At 43.8% G+C, this 24,294-nt stretch carries 22 protein-coding genes and 2 tRNA genes; 17 read left to right on the top strand and 7 right to left on the bottom strand.

Annotated features, from left to right (window positions below; translation table 11 throughout):
- Positions 1-10 precede the first annotated feature (10 nt).
- The gene (locus NBH03_RS05455; protein ID WP_227081742.1) at positions 11-898 is read left to right on the top strand and encodes a LysR family transcriptional regulator; all 888 of its coding nucleotides are present in this window, start codon (positions 11-13) and stop codon (positions 896-898) included.
- Between the two features lie 142 nt (positions 899-1,040).
- A complete protein-coding gene (lepB, locus tag NBH03_RS05450; protein WP_015515356.1) occupies positions 1,041-1,571 on the top strand; it encodes a signal peptidase I in 531 nt (176 codons plus the stop codon).
- Positions 1,572-1,689: 118 nt separating this feature from the next.
- Here the strand turns inward: lepB and NBH03_RS05445 are convergent, their stop codons facing one another.
- Complete coding sequence (locus NBH03_RS05445) at positions 1,690-2,397, bottom strand: S1 RNA-binding domain-containing protein (RefSeq protein ID WP_015515357.1); 708 nt, start codon at positions 2,395-2,397, stop codon at positions 1,690-1,692.
- Between the two features lie 84 nt (positions 2,398-2,481).
- Complete coding sequence (locus NBH03_RS05440) at positions 2,482-2,796, bottom strand: hypothetical protein (RefSeq protein WP_215690137.1); 315 nt, start codon at positions 2,794-2,796, stop codon at positions 2,482-2,484.
- Positions 2,797-3,021: 225 nt separating this feature from the next.
- On the opposite strand from NBH03_RS05440, the gene asd reads away from it, so the two are divergent.
- From asd to NBH03_RS05420, 4 genes are all read left to right on the top strand, one after another.
- On the top strand, positions 3,022-4,107 hold the full coding sequence (gene asd, locus NBH03_RS05435) for an aspartate-semialdehyde dehydrogenase (RefSeq protein WP_250797937.1): 1,086 nt from the start codon (positions 3,022-3,024) through the stop codon (positions 4,105-4,107).
- Between the two features lie 339 nt (positions 4,108-4,446).
- Positions 4,447-6,192, top strand: a complete 1,746-nt coding sequence (locus NBH03_RS05430; protein ID WP_250797934.1) for a L,D-transpeptidase — start codon at positions 4,447-4,449, stop codon at positions 6,190-6,192.
- 73 nt (positions 6,193-6,265) lie between these two features.
- On the top strand, positions 6,266-7,324 hold the full coding sequence (gene rsmH / locus NBH03_RS05425; RefSeq protein ID WP_015515361.1) for a 16S rRNA (cytosine(1402)-N(4))-methyltransferase RsmH: 1,059 nt from the start codon (positions 6,266-6,268) through the stop codon (positions 7,322-7,324).
- Between the two features lie 77 nt (positions 7,325-7,401).
- The gene (locus NBH03_RS05420) at positions 7,402-8,289 is read left to right on the top strand and encodes an aldose 1-epimerase family protein (RefSeq protein WP_117527272.1); all 888 of its coding nucleotides are present in this window, start codon (positions 7,402-7,404) and stop codon (positions 8,287-8,289) included.
- 114 nt (positions 8,290-8,403) lie between these two features.
- Here NBH03_RS05420 and NBH03_RS05415 read toward each other — a convergent pair.
- Positions 8,404-8,491 (bottom strand) — tRNA-Ser (locus NBH03_RS05415).
- Positions 8,492-8,647: 156 nt separating this feature from the next.
- Here NBH03_RS05415 and NBH03_RS05410 point away from each other — a divergent pair.
- Positions 8,648-11,500 carry a translation factor GTPase family protein gene (locus NBH03_RS05410; RefSeq protein ID WP_250797932.1) on the top strand — a complete coding sequence of 951 codons (2,853 nt, stop codon included), beginning with the start codon at positions 8,648-8,650 and terminating at the stop codon, positions 11,498-11,500.
- Here the strand turns inward: NBH03_RS05410 and NBH03_RS05405 are convergent.
- Entirely contained in the window at positions 11,449-12,822 is a 1,374-nt protein-coding gene (locus tag NBH03_RS05405; protein ID WP_250797928.1) for an MATE family efflux transporter, read from the bottom strand. The genes NBH03_RS05410 and NBH03_RS05405 overlap by 52 nt on opposite strands.
- A gap of 397 nt (positions 12,823-13,219) precedes the next feature.
- Here NBH03_RS05405 and NBH03_RS05400 point away from each other — a divergent pair, with 397 nt between their 5' ends.
- The 8 genes from NBH03_RS05400 to rplT all read left to right on the top strand — a co-directional run bounded on the left by NBH03_RS05400 (position 13,220) and on the right by rplT (position 20,941).
- Positions 13,220-14,251, top strand: coding sequence for a D-alanine--D-alanine ligase family protein (locus tag NBH03_RS05400; RefSeq protein ID WP_250797926.1), 1,032 nt, complete (start codon positions 13,220-13,222; stop codon positions 14,249-14,251).
- 23 nt (positions 14,252-14,274) lie between these two features.
- The gene (locus tag NBH03_RS05395; protein WP_117527276.1) at positions 14,275-15,645 is read left to right on the top strand and encodes a UDP-N-acetylmuramoyl-tripeptide--D-alanyl-D-alanine ligase; all 1,371 of its coding nucleotides are present in this window, start codon (positions 14,275-14,277) and stop codon (positions 15,643-15,645) included.
- A gap of 163 nt (positions 15,646-15,808) precedes the next feature.
- Positions 15,809-16,795: a phosphate acetyltransferase gene (pta, locus tag NBH03_RS05390; RefSeq protein ID WP_250798149.1), complete on the top strand. Its 987-nt coding sequence runs from the start codon at positions 15,809-15,811 to the stop codon at positions 16,793-16,795.
- Between the two features lie 360 nt (positions 16,796-17,155).
- Positions 17,156-17,872 carry a GTP pyrophosphokinase gene (locus NBH03_RS05385; RefSeq protein WP_015515368.1) on the top strand — a complete coding sequence of 239 codons (717 nt, stop codon included), beginning with the start codon at positions 17,156-17,158 and terminating at the stop codon, positions 17,870-17,872.
- A gap of 15 nt (positions 17,873-17,887) precedes the next feature.
- The gene (locus NBH03_RS05380) at positions 17,888-19,528 is read left to right on the top strand and encodes a DUF5057 domain-containing protein (RefSeq protein ID WP_250797924.1); all 1,641 of its coding nucleotides are present in this window, start codon (positions 17,888-17,890) and stop codon (positions 19,526-19,528) included.
- Positions 19,529-19,838: 310 nt separating this feature from the next.
- Positions 19,839-20,336, top strand: coding sequence for a translation initiation factor IF-3 (gene infC, locus NBH03_RS05375; RefSeq protein ID WP_015515380.1), 498 nt, complete (start codon positions 19,839-19,841; stop codon positions 20,334-20,336).
- A gap of 29 nt (positions 20,337-20,365) precedes the next feature.
- Positions 20,366-20,563 (top strand): 50S ribosomal protein L35, encoded by a 198-nt coding sequence (gene rpmI, locus NBH03_RS05370; RefSeq protein ID WP_015515381.1) that lies wholly within the window; start codon positions 20,366-20,368, stop codon positions 20,561-20,563.
- Between the two features lie 21 nt (positions 20,564-20,584).
- Positions 20,585-20,941, top strand: coding sequence for a 50S ribosomal protein L20 (gene rplT, locus NBH03_RS05365; protein ID WP_015515382.1), 357 nt, complete (start codon positions 20,585-20,587; stop codon positions 20,939-20,941).
- 225 nt (positions 20,942-21,166) lie between these two features.
- On the opposite strand, the gene NBH03_RS05360 is transcribed toward rplT, so the two are convergent.
- Complete coding sequence (locus NBH03_RS05360; protein ID WP_117538600.1) at positions 21,167-22,138, bottom strand: 3-hydroxyacyl-CoA dehydrogenase family protein; 972 nt, start codon at positions 22,136-22,138, stop codon at positions 21,167-21,169.
- A gap of 386 nt (positions 22,139-22,524) precedes the next feature.
- On the opposite strand from NBH03_RS05360, the gene NBH03_RS05355 reads away from it, so the two are divergent.
- Positions 22,525-22,797: a hypothetical protein gene (locus tag NBH03_RS05355; RefSeq protein ID WP_117538599.1), complete on the top strand. Its 273-nt coding sequence runs from the start codon at positions 22,525-22,527 to the stop codon at positions 22,795-22,797.
- Positions 22,798-22,909: 112 nt separating this feature from the next.
- Here NBH03_RS05355 and NBH03_RS05350 read toward each other — a convergent pair whose 3' ends face one another.
- Both NBH03_RS05350 and NBH03_RS05345 read right to left on the bottom strand, forming a co-directional pair.
- Entirely contained in the window at positions 22,910-23,404 is a 495-nt protein-coding gene (locus NBH03_RS05350; RefSeq protein WP_250797923.1) for a Gx transporter family protein, read from the bottom strand.
- Between the two features lie 13 nt (positions 23,405-23,417).
- The gene (locus NBH03_RS05345; protein ID WP_215691044.1) at positions 23,418-23,786 is read right to left on the bottom strand and encodes a NusG domain II-containing protein; all 369 of its coding nucleotides are present in this window, start codon (positions 23,784-23,786) and stop codon (positions 23,418-23,420) included.
- A 241-nt stretch (positions 23,787-24,027) separates the two neighbouring features.
- On the opposite strand from NBH03_RS05345, the gene NBH03_RS05340 reads away from it, so the two are divergent.
- Positions 24,028-24,112, top strand: a tRNA-Leu gene (locus NBH03_RS05340).
- Positions 24,113-24,294: the final 182 nt, after the last annotated feature.

The raw sequence follows: 24,294 nt of genomic DNA, 5'->3' as shown, positions 1-24,294 counted from the left end.
GAGTAAAAGTATGAATGTCAATTTTGAGTATTATCGGATTTTTTATTATGTGGCCAAGTATCGAAATTTTACAAAGGCGGCCAGAGTCCTGGGAAATAGTCAGCCGAATATTACGAGAGCGATGAACTGTCTGGAGCAGCAGGTACATGCGACGTTGTTTATTCGGACAAACAGAGGTGTTCAGCTGACATCGGAGGGAGAGGAACTTTATAATTATGTATCTGCTGCCATGGCTCAGATTTTTGCAGCGGAAGAGGCTCTTTCGGAAAATGATGGCCTGCTGTACGGTAATATTGTGATCGGCACAAGTGAGACGGCGCTGAATATTTTTTTGGTGGATCAATTAAAAAGTTTTCATCAGAGTTACCCGGGAATCCGTTTAAAAATCTATAATTATTCGACACCGCAGGCTCTTGAGGCGGTCAGAAGCGGTAAAGTTGATTTTGCTGTGGTATCGACACCCGTGGAAACAGCGGGACCGCTGAAGGTGACTTCACTGGCCTCTTTTCAGGACATACTTGTGGGCGGCAGAACCTTTGAACATCTGACCAGTCGTGCAGTCAGTTTGTCTGAATTGAAGGAATATTCACTGATGGGACTTGGTCGGGAAACGATGACTTATAAGTTTTACAACCGTTTTTTTATGACACATGGACAGGAATTTGCGCCGGATATCGAAGTAGCCACAACAGATCAGATTCTACTGATGGTTAAGTCTGAACTGGGGCTGGCTTTTGTACCGGAGCCGATGACAAGAGAATCGTTGAAGAAAGAGGAGATTGTGACGATTCAATTGCAGGAAGAAATACCGATAAGAGAAATCTGCCTGGTGTATGATTATCAACATCCGCTGAATTCGGCGGCCAGACAGTTTGTAACAATGTGTAAGAATTGTTAATATTTTCAATAAAACGGGTGTGTTCTTTATATAATAAATGTTTGTCATTTCTCAATGTATATGTTATAATGTAATGCATATTTTATTGCGTTTAATGCTTTAAATGAATGAAGACTTATACAGTGAGGAGACGAGAAAGTTTATGTCTGAGGAGAAGAAAGCCTCCATAAAAGCCGAAGTGTTCAGCTGGGTCAAGGTGATTGTTTCAGCGATTATTATTGCTCTGCTTGTGGACTTTTTTATTATAGCGAATGCGGTTGTACCTACCGGATCGATGGAAACAACGATCCCTGCCGGATCCAGGATCATGGGACTTCGATTGTATTACGATTTTAAAGAACCGGAGAGAGGCGATATCGTTATTTTCAAATACCCGGATGATGAGAGTGTTGATTATCTGAAGCGTATTATCGGCCTGCCGGGAGAAACAGTAGAAATAATCAGTGGTAAGGTCTATATTAATGGTGAATTGCTGGATGAGCCTTATCTGAGTGAGGAGCCGACAGGTGATTTCGGGCCTTATCAGGTGCCGGAGGACAGTTATTTCATGTTGGGAGATAATAGGGCTGTTTCGAAGGATTCCAGGTACTGGCACAATACCTATGTGAAGAAGGATAAGATCATAGCGAAGGCCTTTGTGATGTATTGGCCGTCATTGAAGTGGCTGGGTTAATTGAATATGTGATGAAAGAAGGGCTGCTTTTTGAAAAGCAGCCCTTCTTTCATAATATAAAAATGCCCGAATCAACAATTCTGATGATCCGGGCATTGCATTCCAACGATAATAAAGATTAGTCTAACTTGATGCCTGCAAGTAAGGAAGCAAGGCTTGTTGCTGCCTGACCTTCTTCTTTGTAGTTGAAAGCAGGTTCTCTGTTATCAACGACTTCTGCATCTGCATCAAGAGCAGCTTTCATGCTGAGGCTGATTTTGCCATCTTTCTTGCCGATAACCTTAACCTTAACTTCGTCACCGACTTTGACAACTTCGTTCGGGGATTCGATATGCTTGTTAGCCATCTGAGAGATGTGAACAAGACCGGATAAGTCATCAGCAAAGCCTACAAAAGCGCCGAAAGAAGTGATTCTTTCAACTTTACCGTCGTAGATGTCACCAACATTGACAGCATCCATCTTAGCAGCTCTTTCAGCAGCTGCCTTTTCCTGTTCTACAGCTTTGCCTGAGAGAACAAGACGTTTCTCTTCTGGATCGACAGTAATAACCTTAACTTCGATAGATTTATCAACCCATTCGTTTAAATCTTCGACATAAGCGATGGATAATAAAGAAGCAGGAATAAATCCGCGAACACCCTTTACATAAGAGATGACACCGGCATTGACAGCAGCATTGATCTTAACTGTCAGAACTTCACCGCTTTCCTGCATAGCCTTTAATTCTTCCCATACAGCAGGATCAACCGGCTTACGAGGTTTTCTTGCAGGTTTCTTAGGTGCTTCTGTGGATGTTACTTCTAATTCTTTTTCTTCTGTACTCATTGTTGAAATCTCCTTTATTAAACTGGTGCCGAAGCAGCAGTGTGATTAATATATTCGTCAGTCTGAAAGCTGCCGGGAAAATGATTATTCTTCTTCTGCGGCTTCAGCTCCGGAATGATCGTCTTCCTCTGGCTCGTCTTCAGGTGCATCTTCGGCTGGTTCTGATTCAGCATCTTCTTCCTTCTCGGATGTCGGATGCAGATTGACATATTCACGGGAATCCTTAGAGGATGCGTCTTCTTCGTCATCATCAAAATCATCGAAATCATCATCAAAATCATCATCAAAGTCGTCAGACAGATCTTCCTGATACAGTTTATTCTTGATAAAGTAAACAACTGCGCCGATACCTGCACCAATTGCTGCAGCGGCTGCAATAGCCTTTATTGTCTTCTTCATGAAATAGTCACCCTTTCTAAAAAACAAGTAGACAATCGTCTGATTAGAATATATGATTTATAATACCACAAATACATCAAAATAAAAATAAAATTTTTATATTTTTTCTAAAAACAATACTTGCATTTTGTGAGAAGTTGATGTAGTATACACTAGTGAAAGACAAATGTGTTTCCAATGCGGACATTTTTGAGAGAGAATGAATACGAATAGGAGTCAATTGTTATGAGTGAGAAGTTAAGAGTTGGAATTTTAGGTGCAACAGGTATGGTCGGACAGCGTTTTATCAGTTTGCTGGAGAATCATCCATGGTTTGAAGTAACAGCTGTGGCTGCAAGTCCGCGTTCTGCAGGCAAGAACTATGAAGATGCCGTTGGTGACAGATGGAAGATGGATACACCAATGCCGGAGACTGTGAAGAAGCTTGTTGTGCGAAACGTACTGGAAGTTGAAGAAATGTGCAAGGATGTAGATTTCGTATTCAGTGCAGTTGATATGTCCAAGGATGAGATCAAGAAGATTGAGGAAGCCTATGCGAAATGTGAGACACCTGTTGTTTCCAACAACAGTGCCCATAGATGGACACCGGATGTACCGATGGTCGTTCCGGAGATCAATCCGGAGCATTTTGAAGTTATCAAGGATCAGAAGAAACGTCTGGGAACAACAAGAGGTTTTATTGCCGTTAAACCGAACTGTTCCATTCAGAGTTATGCCCCTGTTCTGACAGCATGGAAGGAATTTGAGCCGACAGAAGTTGTTGTTACAACCTATCAGGCTATTTCCGGTGCCGGCAAGACTTTCAAAGACTGGCCGGAGATGGTTGGCAACATTATCCCTTACATTGGCGGTGAAGAAGAGAAGTCTGAGATGGAGCCTTTAAGACTCTGGGGACATATTGAGAATGGTGAGATTGTGAAGGCAGAGAGCCCGATCATTACATCTCAGTGTATCCGTGTTCCTGTATTGAATGGTCATACAGCGGCTGTCTTTGTTAAATTTGCAAAGAAACCGACAAAGGAACAGTTGATTGAAAAACTGGTGAATTTCTCGGGTGAACCTCAGAAACTGGAGTTGCCAAGCGCGCCGAAGCAGTTTATTCAGTATCTTGAAGAAGACAATCGTCCTCAGGTAAGTCTGGATGTTGACTATGAGCATGGTATGGGTATTTCTGTTGGTCGTCTTCGTGAAGATAAGGTGTATGATTACAAGTTTGTTGGTTTATCCCACAATACAGTCCGCGGTGCAGCAGGCGGTGCTGTTCTTTGTGCGGAATTCCTGACAGCAAAGGGTTATATTACCAGAAAATAACAGATGGGCTGTCATGCCGAAATATAAGATATTTTGACAATTGAAATCGGAATAACAAGAATAAAGCAGTATTTTGTCGAGGGATCGTTGCAGGCACAACGGTCCCTTTTTCAAATCCGTGAAAAGTCATATTATTTTAAGAAAAAAGAATCCGTTTTTTTCCTGAATCTGTGATATAATGAGCGTTAGTGAGCGGGAGCAAGCAATGCTTGTTCATCGCGAACGGCGAATGGCGATCATGATAGCTGCGTATGCAGCGTCAAGCACCAAAGGTGCGAATCATGATATAATAGGCGAATAGTAAGAAATTAAAATAGAATGATTCTACAGGGGGAATAGATGATGAAGAATAAGAAGTTCAGGATATTTGGCATAACTGTGGTGGTAGTGGCTGCTTTGGCAGCTGGTTTCGGCGGCTGGTATTTTATGGCCGGAAGTAATAATTATAAGAATGTTTTTTATCCGGGAACAACATTGAATGATATGAATATTGAAGGAATGTCTGTCAGCGAGTTGGAAGAACAGCTGAAGGAATCTGCGAAGGATTATGAGCTTGTCGTAGATTTTAAGAATGAACAGCTGACCATCAAAGGCAGTGACATTCAGATGGCTTACAACGAAGCGTCAGATCTGCAGGCATTGAAGGATCGGCAGAATGAGCATAAGCTGAAAGAAACCGATCAGAAGGATCTGGCACTGACAGTGAATAATCTTTTTACATATAATGAAGAGCGCGTCAAACAGGAATTGGCGCAGTGCAGTGCAATGGATACAACGAAGATGATCGCACCGGAGAATGCACAGCTGGTTTATGATGCAGGGAAGAATGCTTTTTCATTGCGTAACGGTGAGCAGGGAACAACGCTGGATGAAGGTGAAGTGACAGCAGCGGTTGAAGATGCGATTGAAGAGAATGTATCGAAACTGGATGTTGAGGCCAAGGGCCTGTATAAGAAGCCTGTTTTGAGTGAGGATTCTGAGAATGCCGATGAGATTTTGCAGCAGGCTAATGCCTATCTTCAGGTAGAACTGAAGTATCCATTTAAGAAGAACGGTGAAAAGAAGGAAGAAGTGATCAATCACGAACAGATCAGCCAGTGGGTGTATATTGATGAAGACGGTACGCTTCAGATTGATCATGATAAAGTACAGGAATGGGTGAATGGCATTTCTGAGAAATACAGTTCCAAGAAGATGAATATGGATTTCACAACCACATCGGGAAGTGTGATTTCACTGAATGTACCGGTGAGCGGAGAGACTCTTGATACAAGTGCTTTATTTGAAGATGTTTTACAGTGTCTGACAGATGAAGTTTCAGGCGAGCGTGAAGTGCCTTATACGGAAAGTGCTTCCGGTATCAAGAAGAATTTCGGAGGCAATTATGTGGAAGTGGATCTGACGAATCAGAAGTTGTATTTATATAAGAATAGTGAACTGATCATGTCCTCGAATATTGTATCAGGAAATGTCAGCCAGACCCATATGACACCGACCGGTGTTTATCAGGTATACAGCATGGAGAAGAATACAGTTCTTCGAGGTGCCGATTATGCTTCACCGGTATCATTCTGGATGCCGTTTAACGGCGGTGTTGGTTTCCATGATGCTACGTGGAGAAGCAGTTTTGGCGGAACAATTTATCAGTACAATGGTTCCCATGGATGTATCAATATGCCTTATGAGAAGGCAAAAACACTCTATAATAATATCAGTACAGGTTATTATGTTGTCGTGTACGGCGGTGTCACTTATGTGTCTGGACAGACATCCGGAAGCAGTTCATCTAGCAGCAAGAATACAGAGGCAGAGACGAAGCAAGAGACTGAGACAAAGAAGGAAACAGAGAAAAAGCAGGAAACTGAGACGAAGGCAACAGAAACAAAAGCACCTGAGACAAGTGCGCCAGAGACAAGTGCGCCGGAGACGAACCCACCTGAGACAAGTGCGCCAGAGACAAGTGCACCTGAGACAAGTGCACCGGCAACGAACCCGCCAGAGACAAGTGCGCCGGCAACCAGCGCACCGGAGGAGGCAACACCTGCCGTTGAAGCCGGTGAGGTATCCGGGGCAATGGAACAGTAGAGAATGTGATAACGGGATGAAACGCGCGAAGCGTGTTTTATCCCGTTTGAACGAAGGATGGAAGGAAGATTAAATGGAAAGTAATACAGAAAATCAACCGGTACACAAGAGAAGGGTACGGTACAAAGGAACACATCCGAGACATTACAACGAGAAATACAAGGAGCTGAATCCTGAGAAATACGGTGAAACAGTTGAGAAAGTGATTCGGAAGGGCGGCACACCGGCAGGAATGCATATATCGATCATGGTGCAGGAAATCCTTGATTTTCTGCAGATTCAGCCGGGGCAAAGAGGACTGGATGCTACGTTGGGATATGGCGGGCATACATCCGCTATGTTGAGGTGCCTGAATGGCGAAGGTCATCTGACGGCTCTTGATGTGGATGCCATTGAGATGGCCAAGACAGAAGAGAGGTTGAGAAATCAGGGATTCGGACCGGACATACTGACGGTTCGGAAGATCAACTTTGCCAATATTGATGAGGTAGCCGAAAAAGACGGCAAATTCGATTTTATACTGGCAGACCTGGGGGTTTCTTCCATGCAGATTGATAACCCGGACAGAGGATTTTCTTATAAATATGACGGACCGTTGGATCTGAGACTGGATCAGACAAAGGGAGAGCCTGCATCCGAGCGGTTAAAGCATGTGACAAGGGATGAATTTGAGGGTATGTTGATTGAGAACTCTGATGAACCTTATGCGGCAGAGATTGCGTCAGTTGTGATGCAGGAACTGAAAAAAGGGCATCCGGTGGATACAACATCAAAACTGCGTGAATTAATTGAAAAGGCGTTGGTCAGAGTACCGGCTGCAGATCGGAAAGAGGCAGTGAAGAAATCCTGTGCCAGAACATTTCAGGCGCTGCGTATTGATGTGAACAGTGAATTTGAAGTGTTGGAAGCTTTTCTTCAGAAACTTCCGGATGTGTTGAATCCGGGCGGCAGAGTAGCTGTTTTGACGTTCCATTCAGGAGAAGACAGACTGGTAAAGAAATCTTTCAAGGAAAATGTGAAAGCTGGTATTTACAGTGAAGCCGCGAAGGATGTGATTCGTCCTTCTGCGGAAGAATGCAGATGCAACAGCCGTGCACATTCCACAAAACTCCGATGGGCGGTCAGAAGCTGATACAAGCGGGATATGTTGCTGTTTGATAATAAAAATATACATCAATAGATTGCATAAGAAAGAGAAGGCGAATAGATATGGGAAGATTTAAGATGGAAAATGACCGTCTGGTTGTGACGATCGATGATTTGGGTGCAGAACTTGTCAGCATTTATGACAAAAAATATAGCCGCGAACTGATTTGGCAGGGAGACCCGGCCTGGTGGAAAAGACAGGCACCGATCCTTTTTCCGAATGTAGGCAAGTTTTACGGCGGCGAATACCTGTATCAGGGCAGACATTATGTGCAGGATCAGCATGGTTTTGCCAGAGATTATGTGTTGGAAAGAGTTGAAGAAAGTCCGGCTTCTGTGACCCATCGACTGGTGTCGAATGCAGAAACAAGAAAGGTTTATCCGTTTGATTTTGAATTGATGATCACCCATCGGTTGGATGGAGATAAAGTGGATATACAGTGGCAGGTAAAGAATACAGGTGACCACCCGATGCATTTTACAATTGGCGGACATCCCGGATTTAATGTGCCGGTGCTGCCGGATACGGAATACAGTGATTATGCGCTGAAGTTTGCGGAGGATCAGGATGAATTGCATTTTATCCACATCGACATGAATACGGGAACCGGTTTGCCGGATAAGGTTTACACAATGATGTTGACTGATCACAAATACCAGCTGAGAAAAGACCTTTTTGACCTGGATGCCCTTGTTTTTGACGGCGGACAGATCAGACAGGCAGGAATTGTTATGCCGGATGGCTCGGATTATTTGACCCTGTTATGTGACGGATTTCCGAATTTTGGTATCTGGGCAGCCCCGGGAGCACCTTTTGTGTGCCTGGAACCGTGGTGCGGACGATGCGACAATTTCGGCTATGAAGGTGAATTGCAGGACAAACCGGGTATCAACAGCCTGAATGTGGATGAAACATTTAAAAAGGTGTATAGTATTGTGATTGGCGGTTGAAAACTTTCCTGAAAAAATCCGAAATGGTGGATAATGGACTGGAAATAAGAAAAATTCAGCATTGAAAAAAGAAAAGAGGCTGTTACTCTGAGGTAACAGCCTCAATTTGTATAGCGGAGACGATGGGATTCGAACCCATGTGCCGGTTGCCCGACAACTTGATTTCGAGTCAAGCTCGTTATGGCCACTTCGATACGTCTCCAGTGCCTATCTATTATACTATGGTTTTGATGGAATTTCAAATACTTTTTCATAAATATTTCACAAATACAGAAAAAGGGAATTAGTACTTTGCGGAATTGGGAAAATAGTTTACAATAAAAAAAGCACTGAATGAAAAACAAAGGATTTGATATAGATGAGTAAAACAGTATTAGGTATTCTTGCACATGTGGATGCGGGAAAGACAACGTTATCTGAGAGCATTCTTTATCTGACAGGCAGTATCAGAAAGCTGGGCAGAGTAGATAACAAAGATGCTTTTCTGGATACTTACAGTCTGGAGAGGGAGAGAGGCATCACTATTTTCTCAAAGCAGGCCGAAATTGAGATGCGGGGAAGATCGTATACACTGCTTGACACACCGGGACATGTGGATTTTTCAGCAGAGATGGAGCGAACGCTTCAGGTGCTTGACTATGCGGTGCTGGTGATCAGCGGTGCAGACGGTGTTCAGGGACATACACAGACACTGTGGCGTCTTCTGGCACGGTATGAGGTGCCTACATTTATTTTTGTGAATAAAATGGATCAGAATGGGACAGACAGAAGGGCTTTGATGGAGGAGATCAGACAGCGACTCGGGGACAGTTGTATTGATTTTTCCGAAGAAGCAGATGCACGCAATGAGAATCTGGCGATGTGCGATGAGAAGGTGCTGGAAGCTTATCTGGAAAAGGGAACTGTGACGGATGAACAGGTGCGCAGAATGATCACCGGGAGAAAGGTTTTTCCGTGCTTCTTCGGTTCAGCCCTGAAATTGACAGGGGTGCAGGAGTTGTTGGACGGCATTGCAAAATGGACAGAAGAGAAGCAGTATCCGGAGACATTCGGGGCCAGAGTATTTAAAATCGCAAGGGATGCCCAGGGCGGACGCCTGACTTATATGAAGATTACCGGTGGCAGCCTGAAGGTCAAGGCACAGCTCCGGGGCCCTATACGGAGAAGACAGGAAGCCGGGGGTGAGGCAGAGGATACATTATCCGGGAAAGATACTTCGGCAGGTGAATGGGAAGAAAAGGTTAATCAGATCCGTATATATAATGGAACAAAGTTTGAGACAGTTGATGCAGCTTCAGCAGGTACGGTTTGTGCAGTGACAGGGCTTACACAGACACAGGCCGGAGACGGACTGGGAGCGGAGGCTGAGCAGGTAGTGCCCCTTTTGGAACCTGTACTGACTTACAGGGTTGAACTGCCGGAGGGCAGTGATCTGCACAAGGTACTGCATCAATTGCGTCAGTTGGAAGAAGAAGAGCCGGAACTGCATATTGTATGGGATGATATTTCAGGACAGGTGCTTGTGCAGCTGATGGGTGAGATCCAGACAGAAATATTGCAGCAGATGATCCATGAGCGGTTTGGGCTGGAAGTAAAATTTGGTGCAGGACAGATTGTATATAAGGAAACGATTGCAGCACCGGTGGAAGGTGTGGGTCACTTTGAACCTCTCAGACACTATGCGGAAGTCCACCTTTTAATGGAACCTTTGGAGGCCGGCAGCGGACTTGTCTTCGATACTGTCTGCAGCGAGAATATGCTGGATCGCAACTGGCAGCGTCTGATTCTGACACATCTGGAGGAAAAGGTTCACAGAGGCGTATTGATGGGAGCGCCGATCACGGATATGCGCATCACATTGATTGCGGGAAGAGCACATCAGAAGCATACCGAAGGCGGGGATTTCAGGCAGGCGACATACAGAGCGGTGCGCCAGGGACTGCAGAAAGCAGAAAGTGTTCTGCTGGAACCTTATTACCGCTTCAGGCTGGAATTGCCGCAGCGGCTGGTAGGACATGCCATGACAGATATTGAGAAGATGAGCGGCAGGTTTGAACTTGGAGAAAATGAGGGCGAAACAGCCGTATTAACAGGAATGGCACCCGTTTCAGAAATGCGTGAATATCAGAAGGATGTGGCTGCCTATACCGGAGGCACAGGACGATTGTTCTGTACAATGGCGGGCTATTATCCTTGCCATAATACGGAAGAAGTACTGGTGGCATCAGCCTATGATCCGGAGCGGGATCTGGCAAATCCGACGGGGTCTGTGTTCTGTGCCCATGGTGCAGGATTTGTAGTGCCATGGTATGAAGTGGAAGATTATATGCATCTGGAAGGCGCCGGACTGGATGGAGAGACGGCAGGTGCTGAGGATGAGGATGCGGTGATGACAGCAAAAGCGAAGGCTGCCAGAAGCCGAAGCATTGCACCGTCTCTGGCGGATGATAAAGAACTGGAAGCTATTTTTGTCAGAACATATGGTGAAATTAAGCGACGAAAGCCACAGAAAGAACGTACATTCAGAGGAGCGGATACAAGTTATTCAGAAGTATCAGGCTCTTCAGGGAAACTGACAGGTGGGTTGAGTGATTCATCAGGTAAAGGCAGCTGGCGAGGTGAAAAGAAGCAGCAGGAGAACAGACGACAGGCGACCGCACAGGAAAGCTATCTGCTTGTGGACGGTTATAATATCATTTTTGCCTGGGAAGATCTGCATGAATTGTCGGAACATAGTATGGACGCTGCACGCAACAAGTTGATGGAGACATTGTCCAACTATCAGGGCTATACAAGCCAGAGGGTGATTCTTGTTTTTGATGCCTATAAAGTGGAAGGATTTCCGGGTGAAGTGACAAAGTGGCATAATATTGATGTCGTTTTTACAAAGGAGGCAGAGACGGCAGATCAGTATATCGAAAAGACGGCCCATGCCATCGGAAGAAAGTATAAAGTAACCGTGGCAACATCAGATGGCCTTGAGCAGGTGATTATCCGAAGTCAGGGGTGCCTTCTGATGTCAGCCAGAGAATTGCGGCAGGAAATCGAGCGGATAAAAGTCGAAATCCGCCGTGAGCATCTGGAGAGGAATCAGGAGAGAGGCAATTATCTGCTGAATTATCTTCCGGAAGAAGAGGCCGAGCGGATGGAAGCCATCCGTCAGGGCCTGATATCAGCAGATGAAGCGGATGCGGACAAAAGGCGCCGCTGATAAATAAGATACCATGAGACAAGAACGATTCCTTTCAGTATGCTGGAGATACTGATGCTCCACCAGATGCCTGAAAGGCCAAGGGGTGTTTTTGTCAGAATAAGAAGTAAAGGAATACGCATACATGTCAGCAGGATGCTTTCGCTGGAAGGTGGCAAGGTGTTGCCCAGACCTCCGAAGGCACCTGCTGTTGTAATTTCGGCACACATAAAAAGCTGTGAAAAACCCATGATGCGCAGATAGTCGATACCGATCGGCAAAACAGTATCATCGTTCAGGAAAATTCTGAAAATCGGTTCCGGGAGGAAAACAAGCAGTAATGTGCAGAGACTTCCCCAGACAAGAACAATTTTCATGATGGAACGATAACCGGCTTTGACACGATCCAGCTGTCCGGCACCATAGTTCTGTGAGATAAAGGCATTGATAGCGGCCATAAAACCGTCGGCAGCCATCCAGGACAGGGATTCAACCTGAGTGCCGACTTTCTGCGCAGCTACAGCGCCGTCCCCGTAAACGGCGACAAAGCGGGCAATCAGCATGGAACAGCATGAAAATAGCATATCCTGCAGAGAAAGCGGAAGGCCGATGCGTATAATCTGTGTATAATACTGAAATGGCCTTGGTTCCGCCAGTTTCAGCCCACGGTAAAGGGGGTGTCGTTTCCTGATGGTAAAGATAAACAGGATAAAGACAAACATCTGGGCAAAAACAGTAGCAACAGCGGCACCGGCCACGCCCAGAGCCGGGAAAGGGCCAATGCCGAAGATCAGCAGCGGGTCCGCAATGACATTGCTGACAAGACCGCATGTATTAATGATAAACGGTGTCCGGCTGTCCCCATAGACATTGAAAGATGACGTGAAAATCTGGTTCATAAAGGTAAATATAACCAGGCCGCAGGTAATGCGGAGATACAATACAGCATCATGGATGACTGCCGGACTGCTCAGATGAAAAAAGCCGATCAGTGAGTGTGCCAGAATATTTATACCAATGCCGAAAAACAGGGCAAATACGATGCCAAGCTTCAGGGCAGCGCCGAGATAGCGGCGTGCATCATCGTCGTCACCGGCGCCGAGGCAGTGACCAATCTTCACCTGACCGCCCATCTTGGCCATCATGACCAGTCCATTGGAAAACCAGGTAAACATACCGGCTACGCCGACACCGGCCACTGCGCCGCTGCCAAGACGGCCAATCCAGATCATGTCGATGAAATTGTAGGCCATCTGTATAAAATAAGTCATGACAATGGGCACTGCTAAAATGCAGAGTGAGCGCATGATTTTGCCATGGAGTAAATCAATTGTTTTGGTCATAAATCCTCCTAGATTTCGAATCTGCCAGCAGGATGGCAGATATTGTAGTCTGTCGTAAGTTTAGAGAACAGAAAGGGATATATTTTAAGCATTATCAGTGATTCTCTTAAATCTTAGTCGCCAAATACTATGGTAACATATTTGGAAATTTGTGTAAACTGAGAAAAAGCAAGTATAAAAATTGCTCATGGCAGAAAATTCAGTCAAAGGGTCGCTTTACAAGGCAAGGCTGGCGATGTATAATGTGCAAGAGGCTAACTTAGTTATTAAATGCAAAAAAAATAAATGGATTTTAATAATAATATTGTTGTGATGTACCAGGCAGATGCAAATTTCTCATTTCTCTGAAATATTGAAGAAATTTGCTCATGCCGGTAGATTCAGAAAGGAATTTAAAATGAAAATCGTTGTTTTAGCAGGTGGAATCAGTACGGAACGAGATGTTTCTCTTGTATCGGGAATGGGTATTTATAAAGCATTAAAGAGCAAAGGTCATCAGGTCATGCTTTTGGATGTATTTCTGGGTTATGCGAATGAGGACTGGAAGAATGTGTTTGAAAAGGATGTAGACTGGACAGCTTCTGTAGGCGCTATTAAGGATCAGAATCCGGATATTGATGCAGTGAAGGCTCTTCGTCTGGATTGGAAGAAGAATTTCTTCGGCCCGCATGTCATTGACATCTGTCAGCAGGCGGATGTTGTCTTTATGGCACTGCATGGTGAGAATGGCGAGAACGGAAAGATTCAGGCATGTTTTGATCTGAATGGTATCCGTTATACTGGCACGGATTATGTAAGTTCAGCAATCTGCATGAATAAAGCTATTTCTAAAGATTTGTTTGCAGCAGGCGGTGTGCCGACACCTGTTGGCATTCGATTGAAGAAAGGGGAAACACCGGATGTAAAGGTGCCTTATCCTTGTGTTGTGAAGGCTTGCTGCGGCGGTTCCAGTGTCGGTGTTGTTATGGCGAATAATGATGAAGAATATGCGGCAGCACTTGAAGAAGCGTTTAAATACGATGATGAAGTCGTTATTGAACAGTATATCAAGGGCCGTGAATTTTCTGTAGGTGTTGTAGATGGTAAAGCGTATCCGATCATTGAGATTGCACCGATCCATGGCTTCTATGATTATAAGAATAAGTATCAGGCGGGATCGACGATTGAAACATGTCCGGCAGAACTCAGTGAAGAGAAGACGCTGGCCATGCAGGCGGCAGCAGAGCAGGCTTTCAAGGTACTGCGTCTGAAGAATTACGCACGTATGGATTTTATGATGGATGAAAAGGGAGATTTTTACTGCCTGGAAGCCAATACACTGCCGGGTATGACACCAACGTCACTGCTGCCTCAGGAGGCAAAAGTGCTGGGCATTGAATATGCGGATCTTTGCCAGTTATTGATTGATATTTCCATGAGAGATGAATAACAGGAAGGAAACGGTATAAATTGATGAAAAATATGACTTTAGAGAATATTGCAGCTGCATGCGGCGGCCAGATTTATTATATGCGCGAAGATCTGGCACAGGAAACGGCAAAAGGTGTTGTTATCGATTCAAGGCAGATTGAACCGGGCTATATTTTTGTGGCAACAAAAGGTGAACGCGTGGATGGCCATCGTTTTATTCCCGACGTATTTGCAAAGGGTGCGCTGGCAGTTATCTGTGAAGTATTGCCGGAAGAGGACCTGGGACCGTGTATCCTTGTGGAAGACAGTTTTATGGCTCTGAAGCAGGCTGCTGCTTTTTATCGTCAGCAGCTGAATATCCGGGTGGTGGGTATCACCGGCAGTGTGGGTAAGACCAGTACAAAAGAATTCATTGCAGCCGTTCTTGCTGAGAAGTATAAAGTACATAAAACAGCCGGCAACTATAATAATGAAGTCGGTCTGCCGCTGACGATTTTCGGGATTCAGGATGATGACCAGATTGCGGTTCTTGAGATGGGAATCAATACATTTGGTGAAATGCATCGTCTCAGTGAAGTGGCCAGACCGGATATCTGTGTGATGACGAATATCGGGCAGTGTCATCTGGAAAATCTTATTGACAGAGATGGCATTCTTCGGGCAAAATCCGAGATTTTTGACTTCATGAATCCGGAAGGAACAGTGATTGTCAATGGTGATGATGATAAGCTGGCAACAATTCATGACGTTTACGGCAAAGCACCGATAACTTTTGGTATGAACAAAGATAATGCCATCTGGGCAGATCATATTGAAAATCGTGGATTGCTGGGAAGCCGTGCGGATATTCATATGGGGGATGTGCTGGTGCATGCCAATATCCCTCTGCCGGGTGAGCATATGATCTACAATGCTATGGCAGCAGCGGCAGTGGGAGTTCAGTTTGATATGACGAAGGAAGAAATCACGGCGGGTATCAGCCATGTTGAGGCTGTTGCAGGGCGCAGTCATCTGATTGAGGCCGGAGATAAAGTTGTCATTGATGACTGCTATAATGCAAATCCGGTATCCATGAAAGCAGCGATCGATCTGCTTGCGACGGCACCGGGACGCAAGGTGGCTATTCTCGGTGATATGTTTGAGCTTGGAGAGAATGAGAGGGCCATGCATCGTGAAGTCGGGCAGTATGCGGCCGAGAAGGGTATTGATCTGATTCTCTGTGTGGGTGGACTTTCCTCCGAGATGTATGAGGGGGCTGCTGAAAAAGGCGGAGAGGCCAGACATTTCGAGATAAGAGAAGCTCTTGAAGCGGTTCTTCAGGATCTTCTTCAGCCGGGTGATACTGTCCTTGTAAAGGCTTCTCACAGTATGGCTTTTGAAAATATTGTGCAAAATATACAGGAGAACGAATAAATTTTGTTGGAAGTGTTCATAGTAAGCCTGAGAAATAGTTTGCATGTTTGTTAATTTTTTAATTATCGCGGAATGCATTGCAATCTGAAAAAAAAGTGATAAATTATATATGTGAGATTGTCAAAAGACAAATTTAGGAGGAATATATATCATGAGCAAGAATATGCAGGGTTTCGGTATGATGATTCAGAAACTGAAAGCATCACCGAAGAAAATCGTTTTTACAGAAGGTACAGATGAAAGAATTCTTGAAGCAACATCCCGTCTGCTGGCATCCAGCTTCCTTACACCTATCCTTGTAGGCAAAGAAGATGAAGTTCAGGCAGCAGCAGAAGAATATGGTTACAATATCAGAGGTGCTCAGATCATCGATCCTGAGAACTTCGACAGAATGGATGAGATGATCGCTATGTTCTGTGAACTTCGTAAGAGCAAGAACATTCAGCCGGATGAAGCACGCAAGATCTTATCCGCAGGCAACTACTTCGGTACAATGCTTGTTAAGATGGGTGTTGCAGATGCACTTCTTGGTGGTGCTACATACTCAACAGCAGATACAGTTCGTCCAGCCCTTCAGCTGATCAAGACAAAACCAGGCAGCAAGATCGTATCTTCATGCTTCATCATGGTTCGTCCATCTGCTACAGGCGAGAACGAAGTATTAGCTATGGGTGACTGTGCAATCAACATCAAGCCAACAGCAGAAGAACTGGTAGAAATCGCTATCGAATCTGCTGAATGCGGCCGTATTTTCGGTATCGATCCGAAGGTTGCTTTTCTTAGCTACTCAACACTGGGTTCAGGTAAAGGTGAAGATGTTGACAAGATGCGTACAGCAGCTGCTATGGCGAAAGAAAAAGCGCCTAGCCTTCCAATCGAAGGTGAGTTACAGTTTGATGCTGCCGTTTCTCCACGTGTTGCTCGTACAAAATGCCCAGGCAACCCAGTTGCTGGTCATGCGAACGTATTTGTATTTCCTGACATCAACGCTGGTAACATCGGTTACAAGATTGCTCAGCGTCTTGGTAACTTCGATGCATACGGCCCAATCCTGTTAGGTCTGAATGCACCAATCAACGACCTGTCTCGTGGATGTAACGCAGAAGAAGTTTATTCCATGGCTATCATTACAGCAGCATTAGCTGAATAATTGTAAGCGTGAGAACAGAATAGAATGACATAAGAGAGGATATCCCATACGGACATCCTCTCTTTTTTTTGTAAACAGGATTCCTCTTTAATATAATTTGAGTTTGACTGTTTACATTTTATATTTAATTTCATCATTTGCATTTTGTGTTCATTTCAATCGCTTAAGTAAAGGAAAAAATCAGTTGAAAAAAAGGAATATTCCTCATATAATATATGTATAAGTCGTATGATATTGTTACTGGGAATCAACATACATTCGGAGAGGAAGATGAATAACTGCTTCTCTCCGAATTTTCATGTGGGAAATGTTTGGATGTTATGATAATGGGGAATTAATAAAGAACAGGAGATAAGGGGTATGGATGAGAATACAGTCGCAGTGGGGAAAGATATTGATCTGGAGACGGTCATTTTGCAAAATGTGGATTTGGTGGAGAACATCGGTGCTTTCAAAGAAGTGGCAGAGCAGTTTCAGCAGCTGATGATGATGTACAGTTGTGCCATCAGGGAGGTGCGGACGAAGTTAGAGGTGCTCAATGATGAGTTTCAGGTGCAGCGCAGTCATAACCCTATTTCTTATATTAAGTATCGCGTGAAGAAACCGGGAAGCATTTTGGAGAAGCTGAAACGAAGAGGCTATCCGGTGACGCTGCAGTCTGTGGAGGAGAATCTTCATGATGTGGCCGGTATCCGTGTCATCTGCAGCTATGTGCAGGATATTTATATGGTGGCGGATATGCTGACTTCCCAGAATGATATTACATTATTGGAAGTGAAGGATTATATTGCCAATCCGAAGCCAAATGGTTACAGAAGTTTACATCTGGTTGTACAGATTCCGGTATTTTTTTCTGATGGATGCAAGCTGTTGAAGGTAGAAGTTCAGATCAGGACAATAGCCATGGATTTTTGGGCCAGTCTGGAACATCAGCTGAAATACAAGACGGAAGGAGATGTGCCGGATAGTATTGCAGCGGAATTGAAGGATTGTTCGGATGTGATCGCCAATACGGATCAGAGAATGCAGAATATATACAATACATTAAAGAAGGATCGTCCGGAGAAAGAAAATTAGTAGCAGGAGATCAATGTGCTCCAGCTTCTCCCGCAAAGATCGGACAATGTAAATGGCAACTGGAATCTGGCAACAGATTCGAAATTTCAGAGCATGATAAAAAATATTGATGATTTTGAGATTAAGATTGAGACAAAAACACTTACTGAAATCAACAATATGAACAAAGGCGAAATGAAGAAACTGTTGTCCGAAAAGCAGATGCTGGTTATCGGTTTTGATGATGTTTATCAGGATATTTCAGATAAGAATGGACAGGTACAGGATATTCTGGATTTTATTAAATCAGGTAAGAGTGTTATTTTTTCACATGATACGACATCTTATATTAATTATGACAAGAATGATATGTATGAAAAAATAGCGGACAGTGATTATGAACTCGGCAATAATAATGAACACACTTCAATTTATAATGATAACTGGCTTTTTAGCAGAAATCGAACCTGGGGATTATCATTAAATACTATTTTGCGTTCTGTAGTTGGTATGGACAGATATGGGATTACATCAACTGAGCAGATAAATGGTGAGACTGTTTCAGCATTATTGAAGCACGGAAAGGCATTAAACAGTCAGAGTGTTGATTTTGGTACATTGATGACACTTGCAGGTGATATTGCATGGCAGACAAATGGAAGCCGGGAGAGCAGTTATGCACAGACCCAGGCATATACCAACAATATGCTGCAGACAGGTTCAATCGGAGATAAGGAAACAACAACGGCTACGAAGATTAATGATGGTGCGATTACCCAGTATCCGTATGTAATTGGCAATAATATTCAGGTAGCAAAGACACATGGCCAGTATTATCAGCTGGCGCTGGAGCAGGACAGAGATATCAATGGACGAAGCGATGGCACTTCAGATGTGGTTGTGTGGTATTGTCTGTCGGGATCGGTGTATTCGGATTCGCCGAATGATGCAAGAAATAACTACTATTTCTACAGTAAAGGTAATGTGATTTACACCGGTGCCGGCCATAGAAAGGTTGACGGCGACGAAGAAATCCAGCTGTTTATTAATGCCATGGTCGCTGCTGCCAATGTTACGGCAGTGAAACCGGAGGTTGACTTTGTGGATACGCTGAATCCGGATGCGGATATTGAAGGTGCCCGTTATTATGCCACAGACCAGTCCTCATGGAAAGTGGGGGAGAATAATATCCTTGAAAAGGATATGACCTTCAATATCAATGTCAAGGACTATAATATGGTCAGTGCGGATCTGAACCAGGAAGACCTTGACAAGCAGAAGATGGAGATTTCATTCTTTATAAATAATGACAAGGGCAGTACGCTGGAATCAAGCGATGAAGCGGGAAGTTCGTCTGATGGTGCATCGTCGGAGAGTGAAAAAGTAACCAATATTACAAACCAAATCGGAACTTTAAAGAGCTATGACGGCAAAACAATTGAGGAAAGCGGTGATACTTTTGACATTACAGAAAATAATGCCTTCAGCCTGAATGTGGCTGATATTGAGCAATATTTGAGAGATACCGGCAGTTCAGATAATCTGAATGGCTACAAGAAGAGCTGCAAACTTTATGTCAGAGTGAAGAGTACCGTTTATCTCTATGGGAAGGAAAACTCCAATATTTCATGGGCCAGCATTGACTTGAAACAGCGCCAGTTGTTTGAACTGAATTAAATGTCAGCAGATATTTTTAACGAAACTTAAAACATAACTTAAAACAAAATAAAATCAAAATTCCAAAAAGTCTATTGACATTGAAATGCAAAGGTGGTAAAATATATGAAGTTGTGTGATAGACACAACATCCGTACGAGAAAGCAGAGTACTCACTCTCACCTTAGCATTTCAGATGACTTGGGTTCATATTTAAGTATTTTACACATTACGTGTCTTAAATGGTGAGTAGTTTTCTGCTCACCATTTTTCAGTTTAATGTTATGAATAAAAGTCATGAGACATGGAGGTGTCAATTATTAGCGAATTAATGATTAATGAGCAGATCAGAGATCGGGAGATCCGACTGATTGGGGAAGACGGCGAACAGTTAGGTATCATGTCAGCCAGAGATGCAATGAAATTAGCCAGAGAGGCGAATCTGGATCTGGTGAAGATCGCTCCGACAGCCAAACCACCTGTATGCAAGATTATCGACTACGGCAAGTACAGATATGAGCAGGCGCGCAGAGAGAAGGAAGCACGCAAGAAACAGAAGACCATCGAAGTGAAAGAGATTCGTTTGTCACCGAACATCGATACGAATGACCTGAATACAAAGGTGAATCAGGCAAGAAAGTTTGTATCAGGCGGCAATAAGGTCAAAGTTGCTGTTCGTTTCAGAGGACGAGAGCTGGCCCATACAGCAGTCGGCAAGACGATTCTGGAAGATTTTGCTCAGAAGTTATCAGACATTGCGGTAATTGATAAACCTGCCAAGCTGGAAGGTAAGAGCATGGTTATGTTTTTAGTTGAAAAACGTAATTAGACCATTTTCATATTAAGGAGGACATTAAAATGCCAAAGGTAAAAACAAGTAGAGCAGCTGCAAAGCGTTTCAAAAAAACAGGTACTGGTCAGTTAAAGAGAATGAAAGCTTATAAGAGCCACATCTTAACAAAGAAATCTGCAAAGAGAAAGAGAAATCTCAGACATGCAGCTATGACAGATTCAACTAACGCAAAGGTAATGAAGAAGATTTTACCTTACCTGTAATAGAAACGGAGGAACGACAAAATGGCAAGAATTAAAGGCGGCTTAAACGCTAAGAAGAAACATAACAGAGTTTTAAAACTGGCTAAAGGTTACAGAGGTGCCAGATCTAAACAGTATAGAGTAGCAAAACAGTCCGTAATGAGAGCTTTAACAAGTTCTTATGCAGGCAGAAAACAGAGAAAACGTCAGTTCAGACAGCTTTGGATCGCAAGAATCAACGCAGCTGCAAGAATGAACGGTTTATCTTACAGCAAACTGATGCATGGTCTTAAGCTTGCAGGTGTTGAAGTCAACAGAAAGATGCTTTCTGAAATGGCTATCAGCGATGCAGCAGCTTTCACAGCATTATGTGAAACAGCAAAGGCTAAACTTGCTTAATCAGAATTAAGAATACGATAGAAGAGCATTCCGATAGATGTCGGGATGCTCTTTTTTTAAGACAGAAGTTACCCAGAAAATGTATGTGCTGAAACAGGCAGTGAAAAGCAGATAGAGTGAAAACATAGAAATAGAACTCCCAGAGGAATGCCAACGGGCATTTCCTCCGGGAGTTCCAGAGATTAACTATATCTTATAGATCAAATAATCTATAAACTCGAAATATTAGTTCTCGTAGCCGTGTGCTTCACCAACACCTGTTGGGTTGCATTTAGCCATTGCAAGGTACATAGCGTCACGAGCTTCGATAGCCTTATCAGCCTTGTCACCGCTGTAATCATAGAAGCCTTTGCCTGTCTTAACACCGTAGTTGCCAGCCTGGTAAATTGCTTCGAATTCACCTGATGGATACTTAGCGTCTGAAAGGTCTTCCCAAAGATATGTAGCGATGTGATGATGAACATCAAGACCACCCTGGTCAACAACTTCGCAAGGTCCAAGGCAGGCATAACGGAAGCCAAGGCCGTACTTCATAGCGCCATCAACGTCTTTGTAGTCACCGATACCCTGTTCAACGATGTAAACAGCTTCACGAAGGATAGCAGCCTGAATTCTGTTGCCGATGAAGCCAAGAGCATCTTTCTTAACGTAGATAGGTTTCTTGCCAATCTTTAAGGACAGCTGGTAAACTGTATCAGCGATTTCCTGCTTTGTCTCATCGTTGTTGATAACTTCGATCAGAGGAACGATGTGAGGTGGGTTGAACCAATGCATACCGCAAGCTCTTGTCTTATCTTTGCAGTTAGCGAAAATCTTGTTGATAGAAAGACCGGATGTGTTAGTAGCAAGGATACAGTCAGGGGATACAACAGCTTCTGCCTTTACCCAGAAATCCTGTTTAACGTCAAGTCTTTCAAGAACGGATTCAACGATGATATCGCAGTCTTTAAGACCATTGATATCGCCTGTAAAGCTGAGCTTTGTCTTGATCTCAGCAGACTGCTCTGCTGTGATATCACCAGCTTCAACTAAGCTTGCCTGGTTGATCTCTACAAGATGTTTACCTCTTTCAAGACCTGCTTCAAATGCATCATAAATGATAACTGTGTAACCATACTGTGCGAAAATCTGAGCCATGGAAGCGCCCATTGTACCTGCACCAGCAATACCAACTACTTTAATTTCGTCGAGTGTCATAATTAAGTCTCCCTTCATATATTTAATATATGTTTTCCACCTATTATTATAGTAAACTGTACCAATAATGTCAAATGTTGATTTCAAAGTGCTGTAAATTTTTATCAAACATGATATAATGAGCGTTAGCGAGCGGGAGCAAGCAATGCTTGTTCATCGCGAGCGGCGAATGGCGATCATGATAGCTGCGTATGCAGCGTCAAGCACCAAAGGTGCGAATCATGATATAATGAGCGTTAGCGAGCGGGAGCAAGCAATGCTTGTTCATCGCGAGCGGCGAATGGCGATCATGATAGCTGCGTATGCAGCGTCAAGCACCAAAGGTGCGAATCATGATATACTAGGCATATAAAAAACAAATGATTAAGAAAACAGGAGGAGCAGTGATGTATAAAGTAGAAATTCATGTTCAGGAAAAGGGCAGTAAAGAGAAGAAGGAGACTTTTGTGATCGGAGATATTGATTCCTCTGCCTATCATGATGAGATGAATGCGGTTTCAGATTATCTGTACGGACTTGATATTCCCTTCGATGTGGATGCGGACGGCGATATGATGATTGATGATATTTTGATCAGTTTGTCGGAAGAGGAAGATTTTGAACAGTCTTTTACAGCAGGAAAGACGACATATCTTGTTCAGGGAAAGAAAGAGGATTAGCATGGAGGCGTTTTATGCAGCAATGTATCATAAGCTAAGTGCATATACGGCAAAAAGCTTCATATATCGGGGAATGAACACCTGATATATGAAGCTTTTGTGCGCTTAATGATTAAAGCTGCAGTGCCTTTCTGACAGAAGGAATGATCAGACCGGCCACAAGGCCGATAAGCAAACCTGTAATGATGCCGGCGATCATAAGTACCGGGAGATAGAAAAGCAGATTCAGGTTCTTGACAACGAATACAGCCACCAGAATCTGGCCAATGTTGTGGCTGATGCCGCCGGCAACACTGACACTTATCGTGGAGAGACCTTTGATCCTGCGGCAGAGAACCATCACTGCGAAGCTCAGAAGTCCCCCGGTGATACTGTAGAGCAGAGCGGCCATATTGCCGAATGTAAAGGATACAAGCAGAATACGTACAACGGAAATCATCAGTGCCTGTCTGGCATTCAGCAGATACAGGGCCACAACGACCACCAGATTGGCCAGTCCGAGCTTGATGCCGGGAATGCCGAAGTTAAATGGAATCAGTACTTCTACATAGCTGAGAATCATTGCCAATGCAACCAGAAGTGCTGAAATAGTCAGTTTTTTTGTCATAATGAAAAACTCCTTACTGTGTCACAACATCGACGTCAGATACTTCGCCGCCGGTAATCTCAACCACCAGCTCATGAGGCAGACAGATGATCGTTTCATGGCCGGCATGAATGGCTGCGTGCTGGACACAGTATTGATCCGGACAATCGGCATCCGCCATGTGGACGCTGCCATTCTCAATGACCACTTTGTTGTAGCCTTTAGCGTCATTGATCTCAATGGTACGGGACTGATCCAGGGGATAAGTGCCGTAGATCTCACCGCCAATTGTGATGGTGACGGATGCTCCGGTCTGATGCTGAAGAAACTGTGTCACACCCAGGCCGATCAGGGCAATAACGAGTAAAACGCCGATCAGGATAAAATCTTTCTTTTTAGGCATGGGAAATCTCCAATTCTTTTTTTGCTTCTTATATTATAGGTGATGGCAAAAGATATGTCAAAGATAAGTCATCGGTATTAATGAGAAATAACGTTCAGTAAGTACCAAAAGGGAATGTTTTGTAAAAACAATATACAATTTAAAAAATTTAAAAAAATACGAAAAATATTGTTGACAGAAGATGAAACAAATGATATGATATTACTTGTGAGCGGCACAGACGCTTGCGATTATCTAAAACGCAGTTGTGGCGGAATTGGCATACGCGCTAGACTAAGGATCTAGTCTGGGTTAACTGGGTACGGGTTCAAGTCCCGTCAACTGCATGAAAGCGGTTTCCATATGGAAGCCGCTTTTTGAATAGAAGGTGAATAGAATAAATATAGGTGAGTTGCAAAAGTAACTTCTACTTTGCAGAAGTAAATTCTACTTTGCAGGGTTAAATTCTATACAAAATAGAAAAATAATGACTTAGATATATGAAATCCCTGAAAACGGAGTTAAAATA

Source organism: Coprococcus intestinalis, assembly GCF_023656595.1.
Taxonomy (GTDB): Bacteria; Bacillota; Clostridia; order Lachnospirales; family Lachnospiraceae; genus Coprococcus_A; species Coprococcus_A intestinihominis.
The sequence above is the reverse complement of the archived record's forward strand: the minus strand, read 5'-3'. Positions and strand labels throughout refer to the sequence as shown.